This window comes from Martinezella multihospitum, from assembly GCF_900094585.1.
GTDB classification, from domain to species: Bacteria; Pseudomonadota; Alphaproteobacteria; order Rhizobiales; family Rhizobiaceae; genus Rhizobium; species Rhizobium multihospitium.
On record NZ_FMAG01000011.1, the window covers coordinates 90,511 to 116,052 of the forward strand.

The following is a 25,542-nucleotide window of genomic DNA, read 5'->3' on the forward strand; positions in this document are numbered from 1 at the left end:
AAAGAGCGCGGCATGGCGGAAATCAAGTCTCACGAATTTGATGGATTCCTGCAAAATGCCGCGCGCAATTATCGGGTCTTCGTGATCTATGGCCCGGATCGCGGCCTCGTTTCCGAACGGGCCGCACAGATCGCCGCCAAAACCGGCGTCGATCTCAATGATGCCTTTTCCCTCATCAAACTCGACGTCGGTGACCTGCAGAACGATGCAGGACGCCTGCTCGACGAAGTCAACGCCATCGGTCTGTTCGGCGGCGAAAAGCTCGTCTGGATTCGCGGCGCCGCCAATGAAAAAGCATTGGTCGATTCGCTACAGATCATTGCCGAAAACCCGCCGGAAGCGAGCTTCGTCATCATCGAAGCCGGCGACCTGAAGAAGGGCGCGGGTCTGCGCAAGGTGGCAGAACCGGCGCGTTCTGTCGCAACCATTCCTTGCTATGCCGACGATGCCAGAGCGCTGAATGGTTTGATCGATACGGAACTGGCAAATGAAGGGTTGCGCATCGCCCCGACAGCCCGTCAGACATTGCTCGAGCTTCTGGGCGGCGACCGGATCGCCTCCCGTAACGAGGTGCGCAAGCTGGCGCTTTACTGCCGTGGGCAGGGCACGATCGAAGAGAACCATGTCATGGAGATCATCGGTGATGCCAGTGCAATTTCCACTGACGATGCCGTCGATGCCATCTTGAAGGGAGACTCCGAGGCCTTTCTGCATGCCATGCAGAAGATCGCCTCCTCAAAGACTCCGATGTTTCTCGTGCTGCAGGGCTGTCTGCGGCAATTTCAGATGCTCGATACGATGCGAGCCGAAATGGATGAAAAGCGTGTTGCCCCGGCACAGGTCATGCAGACGCACGGGCGCCATCTGCATTTCAGGCGCAAGCCGATCATAGAACAGGCCCTCAAGACCTGGTCTGGCCCCGCCATCGCCCGCGAAATGAACAGGCTGCAATCCGCCATTCTCCAGACACGCCAGCGTGCGAGCCTCGAAGACACGATCGCAACGCAAACCCTGCTTGCGACCACCCTGCAGTCGGCACGCAGGGGCTGATGTTTCACGGAAAATGGATTGACTAGGCATACGCACAGCGGAGCTGTAGCAGCCTATCTCCTTGTTTTTGCAGCACTATAGGAACCTTCGGCGCAATTCCGGAAACGCGTGTCACGGTTTCCGTCCGGAATCGGGAGAAGCAAGCAGCTGGAACGATCTGACGTTCCATGAGGAGCTGAGCCGTTCTAACGGCGCTCCAGAAGCCGGCAGATTTCCTCGAGCTGCTCCAGCGTCTTGTAGCTGATCTTCACCTGGCCGCCATTGCCGCGGTGATTGATGGAAACATCGAGCCCCAGCGTGTCCGACAGCGTGCGCTCGAGCGCCAGCGTATCGGAATCCTTCTCATCCCGGCGCGCGCCGGCGGGGCGAGGGTCGTTCTGAGCCTTGATGTCGTTCTGCGCAAGACGTTCGGCATCGCGAACCGACATGCCCTTGGAAACAACAGTTCTGGCCAGTCCCGTCGGATCGGAGGTCGAAACGAGGGCGCGGGCATGACCGGCGGAAAGCGAGCCTGCAGCAAGCATATCACGCACCGGATCAGGAAGCTTCAATAGCCGCAAGGAATTGGCAACATGGCTGCGGCTCTTGCCGATGATTTCGCCGAGATCGTTTTGCGTATAGCCATGTTCAGCGATCAACTGCTCGTAACCCAGCGCCTCTTCCAATGGATTGAGGTCCGCGCGCTGCACATTCTCGACAATGGCGATCTCAAGCGCGGTCTTGTCATCGACATCGCGAACGATGACTGGGATTTCGATCAGGCCGGCAAGTTGCGCCGCCCGCCAGCGCCGTTCACCGGCGATGATCTCATAGCGATCGGACGAGGTCGTGCGGACCACAACCGGCTGGACGATACCATGCTGGCGAATGGAGCTGGCGAGATCATGCAGCTCGGTCTCGTCGAAATAGCGGCGAGGATTGCGAGGATTGCGGCTGATGAATTCTATCGGCACCAGGCGATCGGGATTGACGGCCGGTCTGCCGGCATCCACGGGCGTCGGCTGATCCATCTCTCCGATGAGAGCTGCCAGTCCGCGCCCGAGACGCCGCTTCGAAAGATCATCATTCATCGCCGATACTCACTCTGGAACAAATACTAGGTCATCTCAGGCGGCAGCTTTTCGCTGCCGCTCTCTTTGGATCACTTCTGAAGCCAGCTGCAGATAGGCCTGGCTGCCTGCGCACTTCAGATCGTAAAGAATGGCGGGCTTGCCGTAGGACGGCGCCTCGGACACGCGAACGTTGCGCGGAATCAACGTATGGTAGACCTTCTCGCCAAGATGAGTCCGTACATCGGTGACAACCTGCTGCGCCAGATTGTTGCGGGAATCGAACATGGTCAAGACGATTCCCTGAATGTCGAGGGATGGGTTGACCGTGCGCCGAACCTGATCGACCGTCTCCAGCAGCTGGCTGAGGCCTTCCAAGGCGAAAAATTCGCACTGTAACGGCACCAAAACGGAATGGGCCGCGGCCATGGCATTCATCGTCAGAAGATTAAAGGAAGGCGGGCAGTCCACCAGAATATAGGAAAAGGCGAGGGCATCCGAGGCATTCAGCGCGCGCCGCAGCTTGAAAACGCGGTCCGATTGCTGCGCGATTTCCATCTCGACGCCAAGCAGATCCATCGTCGACGGCACGATGAAGAGATTCGGAACGGCCGTTTCCTGAACCGTATCCATGATCCCGTGGCTGCCAACCAACAGATCGTAGGAAGACAGTTTGCGGTCACGTCGTTCGATGCCCAATCCCGTGCTGGCATTGCCCTGCGGATCGAGATCGACAATCAGGACGCGCTCGCCGATGGCGGCAAGAGCCGTCGCCAGATTGATCGCGGTCGTGGTTTTGCCGACGCCGCCCTTTTGATTTGCGATGGTAATAATCCGGTTTCGCTCGCCGATCATCTGCCGCACATCCAATTATGGTTAAATCAGGCGTCGAAGGCGACTTAGCTCCAGAATGACGGAATCTCGCTCAACGACACTCTGATGTTTTACCAGATCGAATTCCCAACGACCACGGGCTTTCTGCAGCTCGCGTTCGTAATCCCGGCCTTTATGCAGAAAGAGGCGCAGATTTTTATTGCGCTCGAACCAGGGAGCTGCGTAATCCAGCAACATTTCAAGCTCCGCAAGCGCCCGCGCCGAAATAACGTCGCAAGTCTGGATCGCTGCCGGTGCCTCTTCGATGCGAATAGCATGAACAGCACCCCTTGCCGCACACTCCCGCAGACAGACACGCAGAAAAGCAGCCTTTTTCTGATTGCTTTCAACCAGATCGACGTGTCCCGCACCCTTTTCCGCCAACAGGATTGCCGTTATCACACCCGGAAATCCGCCACCGCTCCCCAAATCGACCCAATGGTCGGTTGCCGGATGCAGCTGGAAAATCTGCGCACTATCCGCGATATGGCGACGCCAGAGATCGTCGATCGTGGACGGCGCGACAAGATTGATGGTCTTCGCCCATTTCTGGAAAAGCTGCGCAAAATGCTGCAGCCGTTCCTGTGTTTCACGTGAAACACGCACACCGTTCAATTCCATACTATGGACTCTCTAACCTTGTGGTGGTGTCAGGAAACGAGCTTCTGTTCTTCCGGTACGCTCATTTTCCTCAGATAAGCCAGCAGCAAAGAGATAGCCGCCGGCGTCATCCCGTCAATGCGTGAGGCCTGGGCGATATTCCTCGGCCGCGCCGCTCCCAGCTTCTGCTTGAGCTCATTGGACAATCCCGAAAGGACGGAAAAATCGAATTCCGCCGGAATGACGCGCTCTTCTTCCCTGCGAGCCTGAACGATATCGGCTGTCTGGCGATCCATATAGACAGCATAGGCCGCCTCGATCTCAATGGCCTCGGCCACGTTACGCTCGATGGATTGCAACTCCGGCCAGAGCCGTGACAGGTTTTCCACGGACTGACCAGGATGAGAAAGAAGCTCATAGGCCGATCGCCGCTGTCCGTCCTTGTTGAGATGCATCCCGGCCTTTTCAGCTTCGTTCGGCGTCACGGTCAAGCTTCTCAGCTGGTCGCGTGTCTGTTCAAGCCTCTTCATATACTGGCCGAAACGCGCCGCACGGCTGAAACCGACACAGCCTAGAGCAAGCCCGATCGGCGTAAGACGAACATCCGCATTGTCAGCGCGGAGCGACAAGCGATATTCCGCGCGGGACGTGAACATACGATACGGTTCCGCCACACCCCGAGATGTCAAATCGTCGATCATCACACCGATATAGGATTCCGTTCGGCTAAACTCGATAGCTTTGCCGCCGCTGGCGAGACGTGCCGCATTCAACCCGGCGACGAGACCCTGAGCACCAGCCTCCTCGTAGCCCGTGGTGCCGTTGATCTGGCCAGCGAGGAAAAGTCCGGGAATCTTTTCCACTTCGAGGGATAGCTTCAATTCGCGCGGATCGACATGATCATACTCGATCGCATAGGCATGCTGGAGAATCCGGACTCGTTCCAGACCCGGAATGGTCTTGATGAATTCATCCTGGACCTCCTCGGGCAGGGAGGTCGATATGCCGTTTGGATAGACGGTGCTGTCATCCAAACCCTCCGGCTCAAGGAAGATCTGATGACCGTCACGTTCGCCGAATTTGACGATCTTATCTTCGATCGACGGGCAATAGCGCGGTCCCACGCCTTCGATCTGACCGGAATACATCGCCGAACGCTTCAGGTTTTCGGCGATGATCCTGTGGGTTTCGGGCGTCGTACGGGTTACCCCGCATTCGATCTGCGGATTCACGATGGAATCGGTCATGAAAGAGAAGGGGGTCGGATCTTCGTCCGCACCCTGACGTCCGACAGAGTCCCAATCGATGGTCGTGCCGTCGAGACGAGCAGGCGTTCCGGTTTTCAATCGCCCCAAAGCAAGGCCATGCCGCAGCAATGTAGCAGAAAGCCCAAGGGATGGCTCTTCCCCAACGCGACCAGCCGGGATCTTCTTGTCGCCAATATGAATAAGGCCGCGAAGAAAAGTGCCCGTGGTCAGAACAACGGCGCCGCAGCGAATGGCGCGGCCATCCTTCAAGATCACCGCGGACACCCTGCCGTGCTCGAAGGCGAGATCGAAAGCATCACCCTCGATGATCTCAAGATTGTCGATCGCGCTGATCTCGGCCTGCATGGCTAGACGATAGAGCTTGCGGTCCGCCTGGGTGCGTGGACCGCGCACCGCGGGACCCTTCTTGCGATTGAGCATACGGAACTGGATGCCAGCCGCATCCGCAACGCGACCCATCAAGCCGTCAAGCGCGTCAATTTCCCGAACCAGATGACCTTTGCCGAGACCACCGATGGCGGGGTTGCAGGACATGATGCCGATCGTCTCGCGCTTATGCGTTACCAATGCCGTGCGCGCACCGAGGCGCGCGGCCGCTGCTGCAGCTTCGCTGCCCGCATGGCCACCACCCACAACGATCACATCATACGCTTTATCGAACATCATCAAGTCCTCGGTCGTGCCGCTTGTTTGGCACACCAATTTCAGGAGTCAAGAAGGTTTCACGTGAAACGTCCGTCAAGAGCCTAGGGCCCTCCGTTTCACGTGAATCATTTGCCTATGCAGAATTCCGAGAAGATCACATCCAGCAGATCTTCCACATCGACACGGCCGGTGATGCGCCCAAGGCTTGTTGCCGCCTGCCGTAAATATTCCGCCCTGATATCGAGGCCGCTATTCTCCGAAGCAAGCGCCGCCTCAACCGCTCGCAGGCTTTCACCAAGCAATGTTCGATGACGCAGCCGGCTCGGTAAAGCCAACGACAGCATCCCAGAACGCGCTTGCAGATCCTGTCGAAGAAGCTCATGCAATCCCGCCAGGCCTGAGCCAGTGGTCGAGGAGATCAGCAAATCATACTGATTGGCTTTCCCCGCATGGATATCAGCTTTCGTACCGATGGTCAGGACCTTACCGGCAAAATTCGGAAAATTCCGCTGCGCTTCACCGCCGATCTCGGCAAGAGACAGAACAAGATCCGCATCAGCAACTGTCCGAAGCGCTCGTCGAATGCCCTCACGCTCGACGACCTCATCCGTTTCCCGCAAGCCAGCCGTATCATAAAGCTTGACGGCATATCCTTCGATATTCAGATCGACATGCAGCACGTCGCGGGTCGTTCCGGCTATATCGGTGACGATGGCCACCTCGCGCTTTGCTAATGCATTCATGAGGCTGGACTTGCCGGCATTGGGCGCGCCTGCAATCACCACCTTCAAGCCATCGCGAATAATCTCGCCGAGATCCGCGCCCGCGAGATGAGCGGAAATTTCAAGACGCAGCCGCTTCATGTCGGCCCATACCATCTCCGAGACGGAGCCGGGCACATCGTCTTCATCAGCGAAATCGAGTTCTGCCTCGATCAGAGCACGTGCTCGCGTCAGCCTGTCGGCCCAACCGTTATAGATATCCGATAGGCCGCCGGCCGCATGCTCCAGTGCGAGCCGACGCTGCATCTCCGTTTCAGCACCGATGAGATCGGCAAGGCCTTCCACCTCCACCAGATCCATCTTTCCATTCTCAAGGGCACGCCGCGAGAATTCGCCATGCTCCGCTAAACGACAATACTTGAAGGTGGAGAGCTCTTCCAGAAGCGCATTCACCACGGCTTTACCGCCGTGAACATGAATCTCGACACAATCTTCACCCGTAAAAGAGCTCGGGCCGGGAAAAACCAGCACGAGGCCGCGGTCGATCACTAGATCGTTACGAGTCCGAATCGTTTTAAGCGCGGCTTTCCGAGGATGTGGCAATGCGCCGGCAAGAGATTCAGCAACAGGGAACGCAAGATTTCCGCTAATGCGGATCACGGCAACGCCGGCTGGCAATCCACCGCTGGATAAAGCATAGATCGTCTCATTCATCGTCAGCATAAGATTGATCCGCATCCGAATCGATTGCCGAGCGACCCTCGATCTCGACTTCCGATCCCACAAAACAAAATCGGGCTGCAATCCGCAGCCCGATCATAACACCATGGAAGCACCGCCAAAGCGGCGATTTGACGAATCCGGCTAAGGATTACGTATTCATCGAATCGAAGAAATCCGGGTTGTTCTTCGTCTGCTTGAGCTTGTCGATCAGGAATTCGATCGCGTCGGTCGTCCCCATTGGCGCGAGGATACGGCGAAGAACGAAGATCTTCTGCAGATCCTGGCGCGGCACGAGGAGGTCTTCCTTACGCGTACCGGACTTGAGGATATCCATCGCCGGGAAGATGCGCTTATCGGCAACCTTGCGGTCGAGCACGATTTCCGAGTTACCGGTACCCTTGAATTCTTCGAAGATCACTTCGTCCATGCGGCTGCCGGTATCGATCAGCGCCGTTGCGATAATCGTCAGCGAACCGCCTTCTTCGATGTTACGGGCGGCGCCGAAGAAACGCTTCGGGCGCTGCAGAGCGTTGGCGTCGACACCGCCGGTCAGAACCTTGCCGGAGGAGGGAACGACGGTGTTGTAGGCGCGGCCGAGGCGAGTGATGGAATCGAGCAGGATGACAACGTCGCGGCCATGTTCGACGAGGCGCTTGGCCTTCTCGATCACCATTTCCGCGACCTGGACGTGGCGCACGGCCGGCTCGTCGAAGGTCGACGAGATGACTTCGCCGCGCACGGAGCGCTGCATGTCGGTCACTTCTTCCGGACGCTCATCGATCAGAAGAACGATCAGATAGCAGTCCGGATGATTGGCGGTGATGGAATGGGCGATGTTCTGGAGAAGAACGGTCTTACCGGTGCGTGGCGGCGCGACGATCAGGCCACGCTGGCCTTTGCCGAGCGGCGCCACGAGATCGATCACCCGGGGCGACAGATCCTTTGACGTGGGAACGTCGAGTTCCATACGGAACCGCTCGTTCGGATAGAGTGGCGTCAGATTGTCGAAGTGGACCTTGTGACGGATCTTTTCCGGATCGTCGAAATTGATGGTGTTGACTTTCAGGAGGGCAAAATAGCGTTCGCCTTCCTTCGGTCCGCGGATCGGCCCCTCGACCGTGTCGCCGGTCTTCAACGAGAAGCGGCGGATCTGGGAGGGAGAGATATAGATATCGTCCGGACCGGGAAGATAGTTTGCGTTGGCGGAACGCAAGAAACCGAAGCCGTCCTGCAGAACCTCGACGACGCCCTCGCCGATGATTTCTACGTCCTGGCTCGCCAGCACCTTCAGGATCGCAAACATCAATTCCTGTTTGCGCATCGTGCTGGCGTTTTCCACCTCGAGCGATTCGGCAAAGGCCAGGAGATCGGTCGGGGATTTATTTTTCAGTTCCTGAAGCTTCATTTCAGCCATGAAGGGAATTACTCATTTTTTAGGAGGGGAAAGGCAATGTTGCTCGTATTCAGAACCGCGATAGGGGCGCTCGCGGGCGACAGAATGGATACATGCCACGAAGAGAAGATGGCGGGAAAATAGCGACTCACTTTCTGAACCGCAAGGGGGGCACGCAAAATGAAAGAAATTTAACGTCGCCCCTAATACAGCCCTACCTCACGCAAACGGCTTCACCACGACGAGAATGACGATCGCGATCATCAGAAGCGTCGGCGCCTCGTTCATCATACGCCAATAACGCGCTGAATGCTTGTTTTCATCTCTCGCAAAGGCGCGCACCGCGCTGGCGAAATGGCCGTGAACGCCCGAGAGAATGACGACAAGTCCGATCTTCGCATGCAGCCAGCCGCCCTGGAAATCATAGACCGACCAGGCGAGATAGAGCCCGAAGATCCAGGTCAGGATCATCGCCGGCGTGATGATGTAGCGCAGCAGACGCTGCTCCATCACCTTGAAGGTCTCGGATTGCTGCGAACCAGGCTCGGCATCGATATGATAGACGAACAGCCGCGGCAGATAGAACATGCCGGCCATCCATGAAATGACTGCGATGATGTGCAGCGCCTTGATCCAGAGATAGAGATCGGCCGGATGCCAGGCGAAAAGACCGATCGCCAGCACCGCAAAGATCAAGATCATGAAATAGGCCCGTCGTCCGGCCTTCTGGCCCGGCGCGGAATCCGTCTGCTTTTCCACCGTCATCAGTTCCTCCATCCCCGCACGCGCTCGACAAGTGCTGTCACATTCGCCGGATCGGCCTGCGGCGTGATGCCATGTCCGAGATTGAAAATCAGCGGGCCATTTCCGAGCTGCTGCAGGATATCGTCGATCCCGTCATCCAAGGCCTTACCACCGGCAACCACGCGCATCGGATCGAGATTGCCCTGCACCGGCCCATCCTTCTGAAGCTCCCGCGCAAAGGCCAAAGGCACCGACCAGTCGAGGCCGATCGCATCGGCACCCGTCTTCTGTCGATAGGTTTTCAGCAGATAGCCCGCACCCTTGGCGAAGGCTATGATTTTTGCCTGAGGCCGCCGCGCCTTGATCGATGCGATCATTTTCGCAACCGGCCTGATGGCAAAGGCCTCGAATTCTTTCTCGCCAAGCACGCCGGCCCAGGAATCGAAAATCTGCACGGCATCGGCACCGGCATCGATCTGCGCGACGAGATAATCGGCTGAAATGTCCGCAAGCAGCATCAGCAGATGTTCGAAGGCCTTGGGATAGCGATAGGCAAACAGCCGGGCAGGAGCCTGATCCGGCGTGCCGTGCCCAGCGATCATATAGGTCGCAACGGTCCAGGGAGCGCCACAGAAGCCCAGAAGCGTAGTTTCCTGGGGCAAGTCCCGCCGGAGCCGCCGCACTGTCTCCATGACGGGTTCCAGATAGGCTACGACCCCCTCAGCTTTCAAAGCCAGGATGTTCGCCTCGTCGATCGGATCCATCTCCGGGCCATGACCCTCGGTATAGCGGACGTTGCGCTTCAGTGCATCAGGAATGACGAGAATATCGGAGAAGAGAATGGCAGCATCGAAGCCATAACGGCGGATCGGCTGCAGCGTCACCTCAACGGCATGATCCGGCGAATAACAGAGATCGAGGAAGCTTCCGGCTTTCGCACGCGTTTCACGATACTCAGGTAGATAACGGCCTGCCTGTCTCATCAGCCAGAGAGGGGGAGGGGTCAGCGTTTCTCCGCTCAAGACCCGCATGATCTTCCGGCGTTCATCGGTCACAGACGTCGTCCTACATAAAATCAAAGATATATAGAAAGGTTTCTATTTCTTAGAGTCGGTGAGTAGCAAGGATTAAAGTTCATCCCTTGCCTGTCCAATTTGTCGCGCCTCGCGCATGAATTTGCAGAGATTTCGCGGAGACAAGCCGATATGTGGAAAAGAAAGATAATTTTTCAATCTTTTGAGGAGCTTGAAGAGAAATTCGGCTTTTCTCCTTCTGGGGACAAGTCGGGGATAGGCGAGGCGTTGCTGATCTTGTCCACATTGCCCACAGCCGCCCCGAGAGCCTTTTCTCGAAAATTCCAAATGTGGAAAACTCGGCCGTTTTCCACTTGCCCATGATGCCCCCCTTCCCGTACCTCTCTTTTCTCCCGAGATATCAACAGGCGCTGGAAAGTAGCGTGGAAAACCGAACAAGCTTCTTTCATCTGCATCTGATTTCTGACTCAACGGGCGAGACTCTTATTTCTGCCGGCCGCGCCGCTTCCGTGCAATTCCATGCCAGCCAGCCGATCGAGCACGTCTATCCGCTGATCAGAAATCGCAAGCAGCTTCTGCCTGTATTGGAAGCGATCGATCACAGCCCCGGTATTGTGCTCTATACGATTGTCGATCGCGAGCTTGCCGATTTCATCGCCGAGCGCTGCCGTGAGATGGGTGTACCGTGCGTCAATGTTCTCGAGCCGGTCATGAACGTGTTCCAGACCTATCTCGGCACGGCATCGCGCCGTCGCGTCGGTGCCCAGCATGTGATGAATGCGGATTATTTCGCGCGCATCGAGGCGCTGAACTTCACCATGGATCATGACGACGGCCAGATGCCCGATGATTATGATGATGCGGATGTCGTCATCATCGGCATCAGCCGCACCTCGAAAACGCCGACGAGCATCTATCTGGCCAACCGTGGCATCAAGACGGCCAATATTCCGATCGTTCATGGCGTGCCCTTGCCTGAAAGCCTGAGCAAGGCGACGAAGCCGCTGATCGTCGGGCTGGTCGCGACAACCGACCGGATCACCCAGGTTCGTGAAAATCGCATTCTCGGCGCCACACCCGGTTTTGATCGCGGTGATTATACGGATCGAGCAGCGATTTCCGAGGAGCTGAAATATGCCCGCTCTCTCTGCGCGCGGCACAATTGGCCGATCATCGATGTCACCCGCCGGTCGATCGAAGAGACCGCCGCCGCTATTGTTGCCCTGCGCCCCAAGCTGCGCTAAGCGCTCCCCATGATTATCTCGGAGGCAGCCGTCATGACCTCGCCCCTTATCCTTGCGTCATCCAGCCCGTTCCGGCGGATGCTGATGGAAAACGCTGGACTGCATTTTCAGGCTATTGCCGCCGATATCGATGAGCGTGCGATCGAAGCACCGCTGGAACTGAGTGGTGCCGGCCCGGATGCGGTCGCGCTTGTGCTGGCAAAGGCGAAGGCGAAAGAGGTGAGCGATCGCTTCCTCGGTTCACTTGTTATCGGCTCGGATCAGACCATGTCGCTTGGTGCCCAGGTCTTTCACAAGCCGAAGTCGATGGCCGATGCGGAAAACCATCTGCGGACACTATCGGGCAAAACCCATCGCTTGAACAGTGCCATCGCTCTGGCTCGCAACGGCGACATTATCTGGGAACATGTGTCCCACGCCGATCTGACCATGCGGGAGCTACCGGGCGACTTCATTCACCGGCATCTGAGCCGCGTTGGCCAAAAGGCATTGTCGAGCGTCGGTGCCTATCAGCTAGAGGGTGAGGGCATTCAATTGTTCTCCAAAATCAACGGCGACTACTTCACGATCGTCGGATTGCCGATGCTGCCGCTTCTGGAAAAACTGCGTGAGCTGGGGACGATCGATGGATGATTCACGTGAAACACATGGCGTAAACGCTTTCGTAACAGGTTATCCGGTCAGGCATTCGCGCTCGCCGTTGATCCATGGTTACTGGCTGAAGCAGCTCGGTCTTGCCGGCACCTATAGCGCACACGAAGTTTCCGTAGAGGATTTCGCTGCCTTCATCGTGTCCCTGAAAGATGGCTCCAGCGGCTTCGTCGGCGGCAATGTCACGATTCCCCACAAAGAGCTGGCCTTCAAGCTGGCAGATCGGCCGGATGAACTTTCGGAAGAGCTCGGTGCTTCCAACACCCTGTGGCTGGAAGGAGGGTTGCTGCACGCGACCAATACCGATGGCCGCGGCTTCACGGCAAACCTCGACGAGCGTCATCCCGGTTGGGATCACAGTGATCGCGCCGTCATCCTCGGGGCAGGGGGCGCCAGCCGCGCCGTCATCCAGGCCTTACGTGATCGCGGCTTCAAGGAAATTCACGTCGTCAACCGCACCGTCGAGCGCGCGCGGGAACTGGCAGATCGGTTCGGCGAACGGGTCCATGCCCATCCGATGGCTGCACTCGGCGAGGTCATGCGAGGTGCCGGTCTCTTTATCAATACGACCTCGCTCGGCATGGATGGCGAGGCAGCACCCCGGATCGATTTCTCGCCTCTTGCAGGAGGGGCCGTCGTTACCGACATTGTCTATATACCGTTGAAGACGCCGCTTCTCGCCCAGGCCGAAGAACAGGGTTTTGCCATTGTCGACGGCCTCGGCATGTTGTTGCACCAGGCTGTGCCGGGTTTTGAGAAATGGTTCGGACAGCGTCCGGCGGTCGATGAAACCTTGAGAGCTCTAATCATCGCGGATATGGAAAAGCACTGACATGATCAGGATCGGACTGACGGGATCGATCGGCATGGGAAAGTCGACCTCGGCGAAACTCTTCGCCGAAGCCGGAATCCCGGTGAACGATTCCGATGCGGTCGTGCACGATCTTTATAGCGGCGAAGCCGTTTCTTTGGTCGAGGCTGCTTTCCCCGGGACAATGGCTGACGGCAAAGTCGACCGGCAGGAGCTTAGCCGAAGGCTGACGGGCGATCCTTCCGGCTTCAAGCGTCTCGAAGCCATCGTCCATCCGCTCGTGCGCGAGCGCGAGCGCCAGTTTCTGGAGCATCAACGCCAGGCTGGCGTCGATATGGTCGTGCTGGATATCCCGCTGCTCTTCGAAACCGGCGCCGACAAGAGGGTGGATAAGATCGTTGTCGTCAGCTGCGATCCACAGATTCAGCGGGAGAGGGTGCTTGCCCGGCCGGGCATGACGGAGGAAAAGTTCAATATGATTCTCTCCCGGCAGACGCCGGATGCTGAAAAGCGGGCGCGCGCCGATTACGTCATCGACACCGGCGGAAGCATCGATGCAGCACGCACGCAGGTAAGAGATGTCATTGCGGATCTGCGGCACAAGCCATCGATCGAGAAATAGAAAGCGAAGTCCCGACATGCGCGAAATCATTTTCGATACGGAAACCACCGGCCTCGACAACAGGGCTGACCGCATCATCGAAATCGGCGGCCTCGAGCTCATTAATCACTTCCCGACTGGCAAGACGCTGCATCTCTACATCAATCCCGGCGACCGCAAGGTTCACCCCGATGCGCTCGCCGTGCATGGCATTACCGATGAATCGCTGAAGGACAAACCGCCTTTCGAGGAGGTTGCCGATCAGATCCTCGACTTCTTCGGCGATGCCAAATGGATCGCGCACAACGCCACCTTCGACATGGGCTTCGTCAATGCGGAGTTCGCAAGATTGGGCCGGCCGCCGATCCTGCCTGACATGGTGATCGATACGCTCGCCATGGCACGTCGCAAGCATCCGATGGGGCCGAATTCGCTCGATGCGCTCTGCCGGCGATACGGCATCGACAACTCGCACCGCACCAAGCACGGCGCGCTGCTCGACTCCGAACTGCTGGCCGAAGTCTATATCGAGATGATCGGCGGGAGGCAGACCGCGCTCGGCCTCGGCAGCAGCAATGGTTCGTCTGCCCGTTCGCGTCAGAGTGAGGATACCGCGGATGTCGTTGCCGATGTCTTCGCACGCCCCAATCCGCTACCGAGCCGGTTGAGCGAAGAGGAGCAGGCCGCCCATGCGGCACTGGTCGCCAAGCTCGGCGAGAAGGGAATCTGGTCCAAATACCGCGCCCCCGAATAAGGCGCTTTCCCAGACAGCGCCAATAAGCACCAAAAGAAAATGCCCGGACCAAGATCCGGGCATTTCTGTTTCCAAAGGATGGAAAGGTTCAGGCTTAGTTCGGAACTGCCGAAACCTGAGCGCGGGCCTGTTCTTCGGCCATGCGCTGCGTAAACATCTGGGCAAAATCGATCGGGTCGATCATCAGCGGCGGGAAGCCGCCATTGCGCGTGACGTCGGCGATGATCTGGCGGGCGAACGGGAACAGCAGGCGCGGGCACTCGATGAAGAGCAGCGGCAGCATGTGTTCCTGCGGGAAGCCGGTGACGCGGAAGACGCCGCCATAGACCAGCTCGGTGTGGAAGAGAACGCGCTCGCCATCCTTGGCTTCAGCGCTCAGCGTCAGCACCACGTCGAAATCGGAATCCGACAGCGGATTGGCGTTGACGTTCACATTGATATTGATGTCAGGAGCATTTTCCCGGGCCTGGAGCGAGCGCGGAGCACCCGGATTTTCAAAGGAAAGATCCTTGGTGTACTGAGCAAGGATGCTGAGGCTCGGGCTGGCTGCACCGTTGCCGTTGGTCTCGTTGGCCATGGGGGTGTCCTCTCACGTCTCGATGGGTGTCGCCATCTAGCATTTCGATCAGAGGCGCACAACCCTTATGGCTCCGGCGTGCTCGCGGCTGATCGCTAGTCTTCCAGCCGCTTTTGGTCGGACCACGGCGACTTGCGGTTCGGCTCGCGATGGAAATCGCCTTCATCGAGATCGACGACGTTTCCGGGTTTGTTCGGCCGGCCTTGCGGTCCGGCGCCCGGGCCTTGTCCACGGCGGAACGCCCGCGAATTGCCGACGACGACGATACGCTTGCGCAAGACCTGCCAGGCGAGATCACGCACGGCCGGAATGAAGAGTAGCAATCCGATGATGTCGGAGATGAAGCCGGGCAGCATCAGGAAGAAGGCGGCAACGACGATCATGGCGCCATGCACCATCTCGCGGCCGGGATCGCCACCATTGCGGCTTTCGGCCGAGATGCGCTGAAGGATGCCGATGCCCTGAATTCTCAAGAGAGCGGCACCAAGCAGCACACTGAGGATGACAAGCCCCAATGTCGCCCAGACGCCGATCATCTTTCCGACCACGATGAATCCGGCGATTTCAGCCAGAGGCATCAGAAAAACGAAGATAGGAAGAAGTGATAGGCGCATGTTACGGTGGTCCTGAGAGCGTGTTTCTTCGCGTAAGCGTTGGTTTCTCGCATATAATAAAGAAACTGGTCCGCTATTTGAATGATAGATCGATGCGGACTATATGGGGATTGATCTTTTAATTTTAACGGTGGTTCCGATACGAGATGGGTGCAAACGACTTTGTGACGATCTTTTTCCTGGTGGCGGCGGTGCTGATCTTCTTTCAGTTGCGCAGCGTTCTCGGCCGCCGCACAGGGAATGAGAAGCCGCCGCGCGATCTCTACGGTTCCGCAGATCCGGCCAATGGCCCGACGCCGCCGGACGCCGGCAAGGTGGTGACCCTGCCGCGGCGCGATGGCACCGAAGAGGAAGACCGTTTTGCCGCCATCGATGTGTTCACCCCGGCGGGCACGCCACTCAATGATTCGCTGCGCGAGCTGAACAATGCCGACCCTTCGTTCAACCCGAAGGAATTCGTCAACGGTGCCCGCATGGCCTATGAGATGATCGTCATGGCCTTTGCCGATGGCGATCGCAAGTCGTTGAAGGGGCTGTTGTCGCGTGAGGTCTATGAGGGCTTCGATGCCGCCATCGCCGATCGCGAAGCCAAGGGCGAGAAGGTCAAGTCGACCTTCGTCGGCATCGACAAGGCCGATATCGTCACCGCCGAGATGAGGGGAACTGAAGCCTTCGTCTCCATGCGCATCGTCAGCCAGATGATCTCCGCCACCTATGACAAGGCTGGCACCTTGATTGATGGCGATGCGGAAGCCGTGGCTGAGGTCAGCGATCTCTGGACCTTCTCCCGCGACACGCGTTCGCGCGATCCGAACTGGAAACTCGTGGCGACCGAATCGGAACAATGACGAGCCCATCGCAGGAATTCAGGCTGGAGCCGGCAACCTTCGCCGATCTGAAGGGCTGGGAGGACGACGATCCTTCCAGCCTTTTTCGCGCGATGAAGGACTGTCGAAATCATATCCGCGATGTGAAGCCTTATCGGACCGGCGCTGTCGGACTGACCGCCGATGATCTTCTGACGCTCCTCGATGCGGCAGAGGAAAGAGCGCCGCAGGACGCGACCGAAGCCCGCGCCTTCTTCGAAGAGCACTGCCAACCTTTCTTCATTCGCCGCGATGGGGATGCCAGCGGTTTCGTCACCGCCTTCTTCGAGCCCGAAATCGAAGTTTCTGCGGCGCCGGACGAAACCTATCGCTATCCCTTCTATCGCCGTCCGGACGATCTGATCGATCTCGACGATGGCAATCGGCCCTCGGAACTCGACCCGTCCTATATGTTCGGACGGCTGCAAGACGGGGTCATTTCCGCCTATCCCGATCGCGGCGAGATCGATCGTGGTTATCTCAACGGCAAGGGGCTGGAGATCGCCTGGGCAAAATCCAAGGTCGATGTCTTCTTCGTGCATGTGCAGGGTGCGGCGCGCCTGCGCTATCCGGACGGGCGCCTCGGCCGCATCACCTATGCCGCCAAGGCCGGTCATCCCTTCTGGGCCGTCGGGCGTTTGCTGATCGACCGTGGGCTGCTGGATCGCGCGACGATCTCCATGCAGACGATCCGTGACTGGCTCTACGCTAACCCGGATCAGGTCGACGAAGTCCTCTCACACAATCGGTCCTATATCTTCTTCCGCGAGGCCGACGTCAGCGATCCGGCCCTGGGGCCGATTGCAGCCGCGAAGGTGCCGTTGGTATCGGGTCGCTCCCTTGCGGTCGATCGGCTGATCCACACCTTCGGCTTCCCCTTCTTCATTCGGTCGGAAAGCCTGACGCATCTCGATGCCGGCAAGCCTTTTGCGCGGCTCATGCTAGCTCTCGATACGGGCTCCGCCATCGTCGGGCCGGCGCGCGGGGATATCTTTACCGGTTCGGGTTACGATGCAGGTGAGCTCGCCGGTACCGTGCGCAATGACGCCGATTTTTATGTACTTATTCCAAAGGCGGCGGCGCAGAGGTTCGGCTGATGGCCCCGGAACGGCAGAATAAGGATCGAAAGCTCAGCGCGGAGGATCGCATCCTCTGGGGCAAGGTCGCCAAGAGCACGCGCCCCATGCCTGGCCGGATGGCCGATATCGAGGCTTTCGAAGCCGCACTGCAGGCGGAAGCCGAAATTGAAGAAAGCGCCCGCGCCGCAAAGACGAAGCCAGTGCCTGCCTCGACCGAAACGCAGGAACCCCCTGCGCCGGTCAAGCAGCCCGCCGGCCGTCATCATCCGCTGGAGCGTCCCGTCAAGCGCAAGATCGCCAAGGGCCATTTGGCGCTTGAGGCCAGGATTGACCTTCACGGCCTCATCCAGAGCGAGGCCCATGGCATGCTTCTGGATTTCCTGTTGCGCGCCCATAGCCGCGGCCTTCGCCATGTGCTCGTCATAACAGGCAAGGGCAGCTCGATGGGCAGCGAGGGAGCCTTGAAACGCGCCGTGCCGCTCTGGTTCTCCAAGCCCGAGTTCCGCTTTCTGATTTCTTCTTACGAGACGGCGGCGCAGCATCATGGCGGCGAGGGCGCGCTCTATATCCGCCTGTCGCGGCTGAAGGGGGAGAGGCTTTGACCCCGTTCGGCGAAGCGGTGCGAAAATTGCGATTGCGCAAGGGCGTCTCGCAAAAGCAGATGGCGGCCGCCCTCAATGTGACTCCGGCTTATTTATCCGCCTTAGAACACGGAAAGCGTGGTCTGCCGACCTTCGATCTCCTGCAGCGCATCGCCGGCTATTTCAACATCATCTGGGATGAGGCCGAGGAATTGTTCCTGCTGGCGCGGTTTTCCGACCCGCGCGTCGTCGTTGATACCTCTGGGCTTTCGCCGGAATATACGGCCTTCGTCAACCACTTGGCAGTCAAGATCCGCAGCCTTGACGCGGCAACAGTCCGCGAGCTATCCCGAGTTCTCGAAAATGCCGGAAAAACCGGCTGAAAAGCGCCTTAATCCCCTGTTTTATACCTGATTTCGGGGCCTTCCGTTTGGAAGTTCAGGGTGAAACATCCTATATTCAGGCTAGGAAAAACCGCTGATTCGCCAGGAATCTGCGATATTCTCTAAACGCTGGAAAGACTTCAATAAAATGACCGATATCACCGACAATGGCGGCAATGCCGAATATGGCGCAGATAGCATCAAGGTTTTGAAAGGCCTTGATGCCGTGCGCAAGCGTCCCGGCATGTATATCGGCGACACGGACGACGGCTCGGGCCTGCATCACATGGTCTATGAGGTCGTCGACAACGCCATTGACGAAGCCTTGGCTGGCCATGCCGACCTGGTGACGGTGACCCTCAATCCCGACGGCTCCGTTACGGTCACGGATAACGGCCGCGGCATTCCTACTGCCATTCATAGCGGCGAAGGTGTTTCGGCGGCTGAGGTTATCATGACCCAGCTTCATGCCGGCGGTAAGTTCGATCAGAATTCCTACAAGGTGTCCGGCGGTCTGCATGGTGTCGGTGTTTCCGTCGTCAACGCGCTTTCGGTCTGGCTACGCCTGAAGATCCGCCGTCACGGCAAGATCCATGAGATGAGCTTTACCCATGGTGTGGCCGATGCGCCGCTGAGGGAAACGGGTGAGGCAGGCGACGCGACCGGCACCGAGGTCAGCTTCATGCCGAGCTCCGAGACCTTCACCATGATCGAGTTCGATTACGGAACGCTGGAACATCGTCTGCGCGAGCTTGCCTTCCTGAATTCCGGCGTCCGCATCCTTTTGACCGACAAGCGTCATTCCGACGTGAAGCAGGAAGAGTTGCTCTATGACGGCGGTCTGGAAGCCTTCGTCTCCTATCTCGACCGCGCCAAGAAGCCGCTGGTCCAGAAGCCGGTGTCGATCCGCAGCGAAAAGGACGGCATCACGGTCGAAGTGGCGATGTGGTGGAACGACAGCTACCACGAAAATGTGCTCTGCTTCACCAACAACATTCCACAGCGCGACGGCGGCACACATATGGCTGGCTTCCGTGCCGCTCTGACGCGTCAGATCACCTCCTATGCTGACACCTCGGGCATCACCAAGAAGGAAAAGGTGACGCTGACCGGAGACGACTGCCGCGAAGGCCTGACCGCCGTGCTGTCGGTCAAGGTTCCCGATCCGAAATTCTCGTCGCAGACCAAGGACAAGCTGGTTTCCTCGGAAGTCCGGCCGGTCGTCGAAAGTCTCGTCAACGAGGCGCTCGGTACATGGCTGGAAGAGCATCCCTCCGATGCCAAGGTTCTGGTCGGCAAGGTCGTCGAGGCTGCTGCCGCCCGCGAAGCCGCCCGCAAGGCGCGCGAACTGACCCGCCGCAAGGGTGCGCTGGATATCGCCTCGCTGCCCGGCAAGCTTGCCGATTGCTCCGAGCGCGATCCCGCCAAGTCCGAAGTCTTCCTTGTCGAGGGTGACTCGGCAGGCGGTTCGGCCAAGCAGGGCCGCTCGCGCGAAAACCAGGCCATCCTGCCGCTGCGCGGCAAGATCCTCAACGTCGAACGCGCCCGCTTCGATAAGATGCTGTCGAGCCAGGAAATCGGCACTCTGATCACCGCGCTCGGCACCGGCATCGGCAAGGACGAGTTCAACGTCGAAAAGCTGCGCTACCACAAGATCATCATCATGACGGACGCAGACGTCGACGGCGCGCATATCCGCACCCTGCTTCTGACCTTCTTCTTCCGCCAGATGCCCGATCTCATCGAGCGCGGTCATCTCTACATCGCCCAGCCGCCGCTCTATAAGGTGACACGCGGCAAGTCGGTGCAATATGTCAAGGATGAGAAGGCGCTGGAAGAATATCTGATCGGCCAGGGCACCGACGATGCGAGCTTGCGTCTCGGCAATGGCGAAGTGCGCGTCAGCCAGGATCTGCGCGAGGCTATCTATGACGCGCTCCGCCTGCGCACGCTGATCGACAATCTGCATTCCCGCTACAATCGCGCAGTTGTCGAGCAGGCCGCGATCGCCGGTGCGCTCAATGCCGAAATGGTTAGCGATCCCACGCGTGCGGAAGCGCTCGCCAATGATGTTGCCAAGCGGCTCGATGTCATCGCCGAAGAAACCGAACGCGGTTGGAGCGGTGCCGTGACGGGTGAAGGCGGCCTTCGCTTCGAGCGCACCGTGCGTGGCGTCAAGGAAGTCGTTTTCCTCGACATGGCGCTCATCGGCTCGCAGGATGCCCGCCTCATCGATCAGCTCGGCGCGCGGCTGAAGGAAGTCTACGTCACGCCGCCGAAGCTCACGCGCCGCGATGGCGAGACGGAGATTTCGGGACCACGCCAGCTGCTGGATACGATCTTTGCCGGCGGCCGCAAGGGTCTGACGCTGCAGCGTTACAAAGGCCTTGGCGAGATGAATGCCGAACAGCTCTGGGAAACGACGCTCGATCCGAACGTCCGCACGCTGCTGCAGGTGAAGGTTACGGACGCGACCGATGCCGACGGCCTGTTTGCCCGGCTTATGGGTGACGAGGTCGAGCCACGGCGCGAGTTCATTCAGGACAATGCGCTGAACGTCGCCAATCTCGACATCTGATTGCTCGAAGCAGACACAAAAAGGGCCCGCCGGATAGTTTCGGCGGGCTCTTCTTTTTTATCAATTACTTGGCGATGAAAGTGCCGTTGAAGGCGAGCCCGGAAAGCGGATTGCGCTGGCTCGGGACTTCGCGCTCGCGCAGCTTTTCCGGAAGCTGGTTCTTGTCGCCGATCTTGCCGATCGCGACGGCAGCCTCGACGCGGAATCCGTCGGGAATGCCGAGCACTTCATAGGATTTCTCGACATGAAAGCCGGTCATGCCGTGGGCTTCATAGCCGGCTAGATGTGCCTGGATCGCCAGGAAACCCCAGGCCGTTCCGGCGTCGAAGGAATGGCTGTAGCTGGGCTTCTGTTCGGCTGAGCCGAGCTCGCCACTGTGGGTGCGGGAGATGACGAAAAGCAGAGCAGCTGCGGATTTCACCCAACCTTGGTTGAACTCCACCAGAACGCTGAGGAACCGGTCCCAATGTTCCGAGCCGCGCAGCGTATAAAGGAAGCGCCAGGGCTGCAGGTTCGAGGCGGAGGGTGCCCAATGGGCCGCTTCCAGAATGGTCAGCAGATCCTGTTCCGGCATGGTCTCGTTGGAGAAGGCGCGCGGCGACCAGCGGTCGAGAAAGAGCTTGTCGATCGGATATTGGGATTCGCGGCTGTTGCTTGATGTCATGAGGGCTTCTTTCCTTGGAGATGATCGGCCGCGGGCGGTCGAAACCGGCCGTTGGCTGGTTATAAATAGAGGATGCGAACTTAAACTCGGGCTGTCCAGCTCACATCGAGTTCCTCGCGGAAAGCGAAGCGCTTGAGGTGTTCGGCGACGACGTTCTGCATGCGCTCGAGGTCTTCGGGCTTCTCGACCGTCAGCGTCATGACGAGGTTGCCGGGCTCGGCCGCCAGATCGAGGAGGTTTTCCGGGCTGAAGGGCACCTTGCCGACAGCCGCGTCGAATTCCACGCTGAAGCGATGGCTCCAGTGCTTGCAGAGCTGCTGGAGATAGCGGCTGGCATGGTCGGTTTTAACGTTGGAAACGGATGTCGCCATGGGATTTGTCCGATAAAGCTGATCGCAAACGCATCATTGCATACATAGAGGCATCCGCATTCGCCAGGTAGACAGTCTGTTTCAAGTTTGCGTTATTCCAGTGAAATTCTGTTCCGCTATGCTGAGAGTCTATAGGAACGTGTGCGAGCGGAGACAGAGCCTTGCTGGTGAACGGAAAGTGGACTGAGGATTGGCAGCCGGTCCAGGCCAAGGATGAAAAGGGCGGCTTTGTTCGCCAGATTTCCAGTTTCCGCAATTGGGTGACGCCGGATGGCAAGGCAGGGCCGACGGGCGAGGGCGGGTTCAAGGCGGAAGCCGGCCGCTATCACCTCTATGTCGCGCTGATCTGCCCCTGGGCGTCGCGCACGCTGATCGGCCGCAAGCTGAAGGGCTTGGAAGAGGTCATTTCCGTTTCCGTCGTCGAACCCGTGCTCTCCAAGCAGGGCTGGCGGTTCGGCGATTATCCCGGTGCCACGAACGACCCGATCAACGGCGCCGCCTACATGCACGAGATCTACACGAAGGCCGATCTTCACTTCACCGGCCGCGCCACAGTGCCGGTTCTGTGGGACAAGCAGAAGAGTACGATCGTCAACAACGAGTCGTCAGATATCCTGCGCATGCTGAATGACGGCTTTGGCGATCTCGCCCGCAACGACATCGATCTTTATCCGGCGGGCAAGCGCGACGATATCGACAGTTTCAATGCCCGGATCTATCCCGCTCTCAACAATGGTGTCTATCGCACCGGCTTTGCCACGACGCAGATCGCCTACGAAGAAGCTTTCAACGAGGTGTTCGAATGCCTCGATCGGCTTGAGACGGAGCTGGAAGGCAAGGATTTCTTTTTTGCTAGCAATCCCACGGAAAGCGATATCAGGCTGTTCGTCACCCTCGTCCGTTTCGACGTCGCCTATCACGGCCTGTTCAAATGCAATCTCCGCCGGTTGTCAGATTACGCCAACCTTCAGTCTTTTTGCCGCCGCATGCTCGATTGGCCAGGTATTGCCGAAACCGTCAACTTCGATCATATCAAGCGCGGCTACTACTCGATTTCGTCGCTGAACCCCACTGGCATCGTGCCGCTCGGACCGGCGCTAGACGAGCTGTTCTGATACTCGACCACATGCCGAAACCGGTCTAAGGTCCGCCTCGTTCGATGGAACAGGGAGGATAATCATGAACTGGGAAGAGTTCCGGCAATGGTCGGAGAAAGCGGCAAATTGGGGCGCGGATTACCGCGCGTCGCTTCGCGACAGGCCGGTACGGGCGAAGATGGCGCCGGGCGAAATATCGGCGCATATTGCCGACTCCCCACCGGAATCGGGCGAAGCCATGGAGGATATCTTCAAGGATTTCGAGGATATCCTCGTTCCCGGTATGACGCATTGGCAGCATCCCCGCTTCTTCGCTTACTTCCCAGCCAATGCAGCCCCAGTCTCGGTGGTCGCCGAATATCTGGTCAGCGCCATCGCCGCCCAATGCATGCTCTGGCAGACATCGCCGTCTGCCACCGAGCTTGAAACGAAAGTGGTCGATTGGCTGCGCCAGGCGCTCGGCCTGCCGGACACATTCAGCGGCGTCATCCAGGACTCGGCCTCGACCGCAACTCTTGCCGCCGTATTGGTGATGCGCGAGAGAGCATTGGACTGGCAGGGCAACAGCCGTGGTCTTGCCGTCAACAAGGCGGTGCGCATCTATTCGACCGACCAGGTTCACACCTCCATCGACCGCGCGATCTGGATCGCCGGTGTCGGCGACGAGAATCTGGTGCGCATTCCCTCTGCCAGTCCCAACAAGGCCATGGACCCGCAGGCCCTTGCCGCCGCCATCGAGCGTGATCGCGCTGCCGGGCTGCTGCCGGCCGGCGTCATCGCCTGCGTTGGCGGCACCAGCGTCGGCGCCTGTGACGATATCGCCGCTGTTGTCGAAGTGGCGCATGCGCACGGGCTCTACGTCCATGTCGATGCTGCCTGGGCTGGCTCGGCGATGATCTGCCCGGAATTCCGCGACCTCTGGAAAGGCGTGGAGCAAGCCGATTCCGTCGTCTTCAACCCGCATAAATGGCTCGGCGCGCAGTTCGATTGCTCAGTCCAGTTCGTTCGTGAACCGGAAATGCTGGTGCGCACGCTGGCGATCCAGCCCGAATATCTGCGCACGCATGGGCATGACGGCATCATCAACTATTCGGAATGGTCGGTGCCGCTCGGCCGCCGCTTCCGCGCGCTGAAGCTCTGGTTCCTGCTGCGCTATCACGGGTTGAAAGGCTTGCGCACGATGATCCGCAACCATGTTGTCTGGTCGCAGAATCTGGCTAAGCGCCTGGCTGCAGAGCCCGATTTTGAAATTGTCACTGAGCCGTTCCTGTCGCTGTTTTCCTTCGATCACAAGGCGCCCGAGGGTGTCGATCAGGAAAGCCATACCCAGCGCCTGCTGACCGCGATCAACAATGACGGCCGCATCTATCTGACGCAGACCCGCGTCGGCGGCCGGCTGGTCATCCGCTTCCAGGCCGGTCAGTTCGAGGCGACGGCTGATGATATCGATACAGCCTTCGACGTCATCGTCGAAATCGCGAGATCATTATCTCCGAGTTAGAAACGCTGTTTTTCCGGCACGGAGGACCGAGCCATGCTAGGCTCCCTAAAATCGATTGGTGACACTGGTGAATAACTCGTTCATATGTGGTGATATCAAATTCATCTTTGAAAATGCAGGGAAGGAAAATCCATGAAACTGTTGCGTGTTGGCGAAGTCGGCAAGGAAAAGCCGGCGCTTCTCGATAGCGACGGCAAGATCCGCGATCTCTCCGCCCATGTCGCCGATATCGGCGGCGAGGCGATTTCGCCCGCAGGTCTTGCGAAGATCGCGGCCCTCGATCCGAAGAGCCTGCCCGAGCTGGCCGAAGGCCGCCTCGGCGCCTGCGTTGCCGGCACCGGCAAGTTCATCTGCATCGGTTTGAACTTCTCGGACCACGCCGCCGAAACCGGCGCCACCGTGCCGCCGGAGCCGATTATCTTCATGAAGGCAAGCTCGGCCATCGTCGGCCCGAACGACAACGTGCTGATCCCGCGCGGCTCTGAAAAGACCGACTGGGAAGTCGAGCTTGGCGTCGTCATCGGCAAGACGGCAAAATATGTCAGCGAAGCCGATGCGCTTGATTATGTCGCCGGTTACTGCGTCTCGCACGACGTCTCCGAGCGCGCCTTCCAGACCGAGCGTTCCGGACAGTGGACCAAGGGCAAGTCCTGCGACACCTTCGGCCCGATCGGCCCCTGGCTCGTCACCAAGGATGAGGTTGCTGATCCGCAGAACCTCGGTATGTGGCTGAAGGTCAACGGCAAGACGATGCAGAACGGCTCGACCAAGACCATGGTCTATGGCGTTGCCTACCTCGTCTCCTATCTCAGCCAGTTCATGTCGCTGCATCCGGGCGACGTCATCTCCACCGGCACGCCTCCCGGCGTCGGCATGGGCATGAAGCCGCCGCAGTATCTGAAGCCGGGCGATATCGTTGAGCTCGGCATGGAAGGCCTGGGCACGCAGAAGCAGACCTTCCTGGCCGACGCGTAAGGCGTGCGAAGCTCAGGAACTTTAACTTTTTGAGATCATTGTTGATGCCGGAGAAGCGATTCTCCGGCGTTTTTTATAGGAAGAATCGGCAGTG

At 58.6% G+C, this 25,542-nt stretch carries 26 protein-coding genes; 14 read left to right on the forward strand and 12 right to left on the reverse strand.

The genetic code is table 11. The features are described from left to right. Positions 1-12 precede the first annotated feature (12 nt). Positions 13-1,050 carry a DNA polymerase III subunit delta gene (holA, locus tag GA0061103_RS30955; protein ID WP_092718658.1) on the forward strand — a complete coding sequence of 346 codons (1,038 nt, stop codon included), beginning with the start codon at positions 13-15 and terminating at the stop codon, positions 1,048-1,050. A 185-nt stretch (positions 1,051-1,235) separates the two neighbouring features. Here holA and GA0061103_RS30960 read toward each other — a convergent pair whose 3' ends face one another. The 8 genes from GA0061103_RS30960 to hemE form a co-directional block, all read right to left on the reverse strand. After that, entirely contained in the window at positions 1,236-2,120 is an 885-nt protein-coding gene (locus tag GA0061103_RS30960; protein WP_092718661.1) for a ParB/RepB/Spo0J family partition protein, read from the reverse strand. Between the two features lie 36 nt (positions 2,121-2,156). Further along, positions 2,157-2,954 (reverse strand): ParA family protein, encoded by a 798-nt coding sequence (locus GA0061103_RS30965; RefSeq protein WP_092718664.1) that lies wholly within the window; start codon positions 2,952-2,954, stop codon positions 2,157-2,159. A gap of 21 nt (positions 2,955-2,975) precedes the next feature. Then, the gene (rsmG, locus tag GA0061103_RS30970) at positions 2,976-3,593 is read right to left on the reverse strand and encodes a 16S rRNA (guanine(527)-N(7))-methyltransferase RsmG (protein WP_092718667.1); all 618 of its coding nucleotides are present in this window, start codon (positions 3,591-3,593) and stop codon (positions 2,976-2,978) included. Positions 3,594-3,622: 29 nt separating this feature from the next. Continuing rightward, on the reverse strand, positions 3,623-5,503 hold the full coding sequence (gene mnmG / locus GA0061103_RS30975; protein WP_092718895.1) for a tRNA uridine-5-carboxymethylaminomethyl(34) synthesis enzyme MnmG: 1,881 nt from the start codon (positions 5,501-5,503) through the stop codon (positions 3,623-3,625). A gap of 107 nt (positions 5,504-5,610) precedes the next feature. Next, a complete protein-coding gene (gene mnmE / locus GA0061103_RS30980; RefSeq protein WP_245304921.1) occupies positions 5,611-6,930 on the reverse strand; it encodes a tRNA uridine-5-carboxymethylaminomethyl(34) synthesis GTPase MnmE in 1,320 nt (439 codons plus the stop codon). A 148-nt stretch (positions 6,931-7,078) separates the two neighbouring features. Then, a complete protein-coding gene (rho, locus tag GA0061103_RS30985) occupies positions 7,079-8,344 on the reverse strand; it encodes a transcription termination factor Rho (RefSeq protein WP_004127423.1) in 1,266 nt (421 codons plus the stop codon). A 198-nt stretch (positions 8,345-8,542) separates the two neighbouring features. After that, a complete protein-coding gene (hemJ, locus tag GA0061103_RS30990) occupies positions 8,543-9,088 on the reverse strand; it encodes a protoporphyrinogen oxidase HemJ (RefSeq protein ID WP_208603593.1) in 546 nt (181 codons plus the stop codon). Then, on the reverse strand, positions 9,088-10,122 hold the full coding sequence (gene hemE / locus GA0061103_RS30995; protein WP_092718673.1) for a uroporphyrinogen decarboxylase: 1,035 nt from the start codon (positions 10,120-10,122) through the stop codon (positions 9,088-9,090). Before hemE ends, hemJ begins: the two co-directional genes overlap by 1 nt. Positions 10,123-10,523: 401 nt before the next feature. Between hemE and GA0061103_RS31000 the strand changes: the two genes are divergently transcribed. The 5 genes from GA0061103_RS31000 to dnaQ are packed head-to-tail and all read left to right on the forward strand — an operon-like array spanning position 10,524 to position 14,162. Further along, positions 10,524-11,345 (forward strand): pyruvate, water dikinase regulatory protein, encoded by an 822-nt coding sequence (locus GA0061103_RS31000; RefSeq protein WP_092718676.1) that lies wholly within the window; start codon positions 10,524-10,526, stop codon positions 11,343-11,345. A gap of 33 nt (positions 11,346-11,378) precedes the next feature. Further along, the gene (locus GA0061103_RS31005; protein ID WP_092718902.1) at positions 11,379-11,978 is read left to right on the forward strand and encodes a Maf-like protein; all 600 of its coding nucleotides are present in this window, start codon (positions 11,379-11,381) and stop codon (positions 11,976-11,978) included. Beyond that, on the forward strand, positions 11,971-12,828 hold the full coding sequence (locus GA0061103_RS31010; protein ID WP_092718680.1) for a shikimate dehydrogenase: 858 nt from the start codon (positions 11,971-11,973) through the stop codon (positions 12,826-12,828). The genes GA0061103_RS31005 and GA0061103_RS31010 overlap by 8 nt, the downstream gene beginning before the upstream one ends. A 1-nt stretch (position 12,829) precedes the next feature. Beyond that, on the forward strand, positions 12,830-13,429 hold the full coding sequence (coaE, locus tag GA0061103_RS31015; RefSeq protein ID WP_092718685.1) for a dephospho-CoA kinase: 600 nt from the start codon (positions 12,830-12,832) through the stop codon (positions 13,427-13,429). Positions 13,430-13,445: 16 nt separating this feature from the next. After that, positions 13,446-14,162: a DNA polymerase III subunit epsilon gene (gene dnaQ, locus GA0061103_RS31020; RefSeq protein WP_092718688.1), complete on the forward strand. Its 717-nt coding sequence runs from the start codon at positions 13,446-13,448 to the stop codon at positions 14,160-14,162. 94 nt (positions 14,163-14,256) lie between these two features. Here the strand turns inward: dnaQ and secB are convergent, their stop codons facing one another. Together secB and GA0061103_RS31030 are read right to left on the reverse strand one after the other, a co-directional pair. Next, positions 14,257-14,739: a protein-export chaperone SecB gene (secB, locus tag GA0061103_RS31025; protein WP_069613913.1), complete on the reverse strand. Its 483-nt coding sequence runs from the start codon at positions 14,737-14,739 to the stop codon at positions 14,257-14,259. 95 nt (positions 14,740-14,834) lie between these two features. Beyond that, a complete protein-coding gene (locus tag GA0061103_RS31030; RefSeq protein WP_092718692.1) occupies positions 14,835-15,353 on the reverse strand; it encodes an FxsA family protein in 519 nt (172 codons plus the stop codon). Positions 15,354-15,499: 146 nt separating this feature from the next. On the opposite strand from GA0061103_RS31030, the gene GA0061103_RS31035 reads away from it, so the two are divergent. The 5 genes from GA0061103_RS31035 (at position 15,500) to gyrB (ending at position 20,840) form a co-directional block, all read left to right on the forward strand. Next, entirely contained in the window at positions 15,500-16,201 is a 702-nt protein-coding gene (locus tag GA0061103_RS31035; protein WP_092718697.1) for a Tim44/TimA family putative adaptor protein, read from the forward strand. After that, positions 16,198-17,316, forward strand: a complete 1,119-nt coding sequence (gene mltA, locus GA0061103_RS31040; RefSeq protein WP_092718703.1) for a murein transglycosylase A — start codon at positions 16,198-16,200, stop codon at positions 17,314-17,316. Before GA0061103_RS31035 ends, mltA begins: the two co-directional genes overlap by 4 nt. Continuing rightward, positions 17,316-17,900 carry a Smr/MutS family protein gene (locus GA0061103_RS31045; RefSeq protein WP_092718707.1) on the forward strand — a complete coding sequence of 195 codons (585 nt, stop codon included), beginning with the start codon at positions 17,316-17,318 and terminating at the stop codon, positions 17,898-17,900. Before mltA ends, GA0061103_RS31045 begins: the two co-directional genes overlap by 1 nt. Then, the gene (locus GA0061103_RS31050) at positions 17,897-18,262 is read left to right on the forward strand and encodes a helix-turn-helix domain-containing protein (RefSeq protein WP_092718711.1); all 366 of its coding nucleotides are present in this window, start codon (positions 17,897-17,899) and stop codon (positions 18,260-18,262) included. The genes GA0061103_RS31045 and GA0061103_RS31050 overlap by 4 nt, the downstream gene beginning before the upstream one ends. Before the next feature lie 148 nt (positions 18,263-18,410). Then, on the forward strand, positions 18,411-20,840 hold the full coding sequence (gyrB, locus tag GA0061103_RS31055) for a DNA topoisomerase (ATP-hydrolyzing) subunit B (protein ID WP_092718717.1): 2,430 nt from the start codon (positions 18,411-18,413) through the stop codon (positions 20,838-20,840). A 64-nt stretch (positions 20,841-20,904) separates the two neighbouring features. Here the strand turns inward: gyrB and GA0061103_RS31060 are convergent, their stop codons facing one another. Further along, positions 20,905-21,504, reverse strand: coding sequence for a nitroreductase family protein (locus GA0061103_RS31060; RefSeq protein ID WP_092718722.1), 600 nt, complete (start codon positions 21,502-21,504; stop codon positions 20,905-20,907). Between the two features lie 80 nt (positions 21,505-21,584). After that, positions 21,585-21,875, reverse strand: a complete 291-nt coding sequence (locus tag GA0061103_RS31065) for a DUF2218 domain-containing protein (protein WP_092718724.1) — start codon at positions 21,873-21,875, stop codon at positions 21,585-21,587. Positions 21,876-22,036: 161 nt separating this feature from the next. On the opposite strand from GA0061103_RS31065, the gene GA0061103_RS31070 reads away from it, so the two are divergent. From GA0061103_RS31070 to GA0061103_RS31080, 3 genes are all read left to right on the forward strand, one after another. Further along, a complete protein-coding gene (locus GA0061103_RS31070; RefSeq protein WP_092718727.1) occupies positions 22,037-22,990 on the forward strand; it encodes a glutathione S-transferase family protein in 954 nt (317 codons plus the stop codon). Positions 22,991-23,054: 64 nt separating this feature from the next. Continuing rightward, positions 23,055-24,473 (forward strand): pyridoxal phosphate-dependent decarboxylase family protein, encoded by a 1,419-nt coding sequence (locus tag GA0061103_RS31075; protein ID WP_092718730.1) that lies wholly within the window; start codon positions 23,055-23,057, stop codon positions 24,471-24,473. A 132-nt stretch (positions 24,474-24,605) separates the two neighbouring features. Further along, positions 24,606-25,448: a fumarylacetoacetate hydrolase family protein gene (locus tag GA0061103_RS31080; RefSeq protein ID WP_092718733.1), complete on the forward strand. Its 843-nt coding sequence runs from the start codon at positions 24,606-24,608 to the stop codon at positions 25,446-25,448. Positions 25,449-25,542 lie beyond the last annotated feature (94 nt).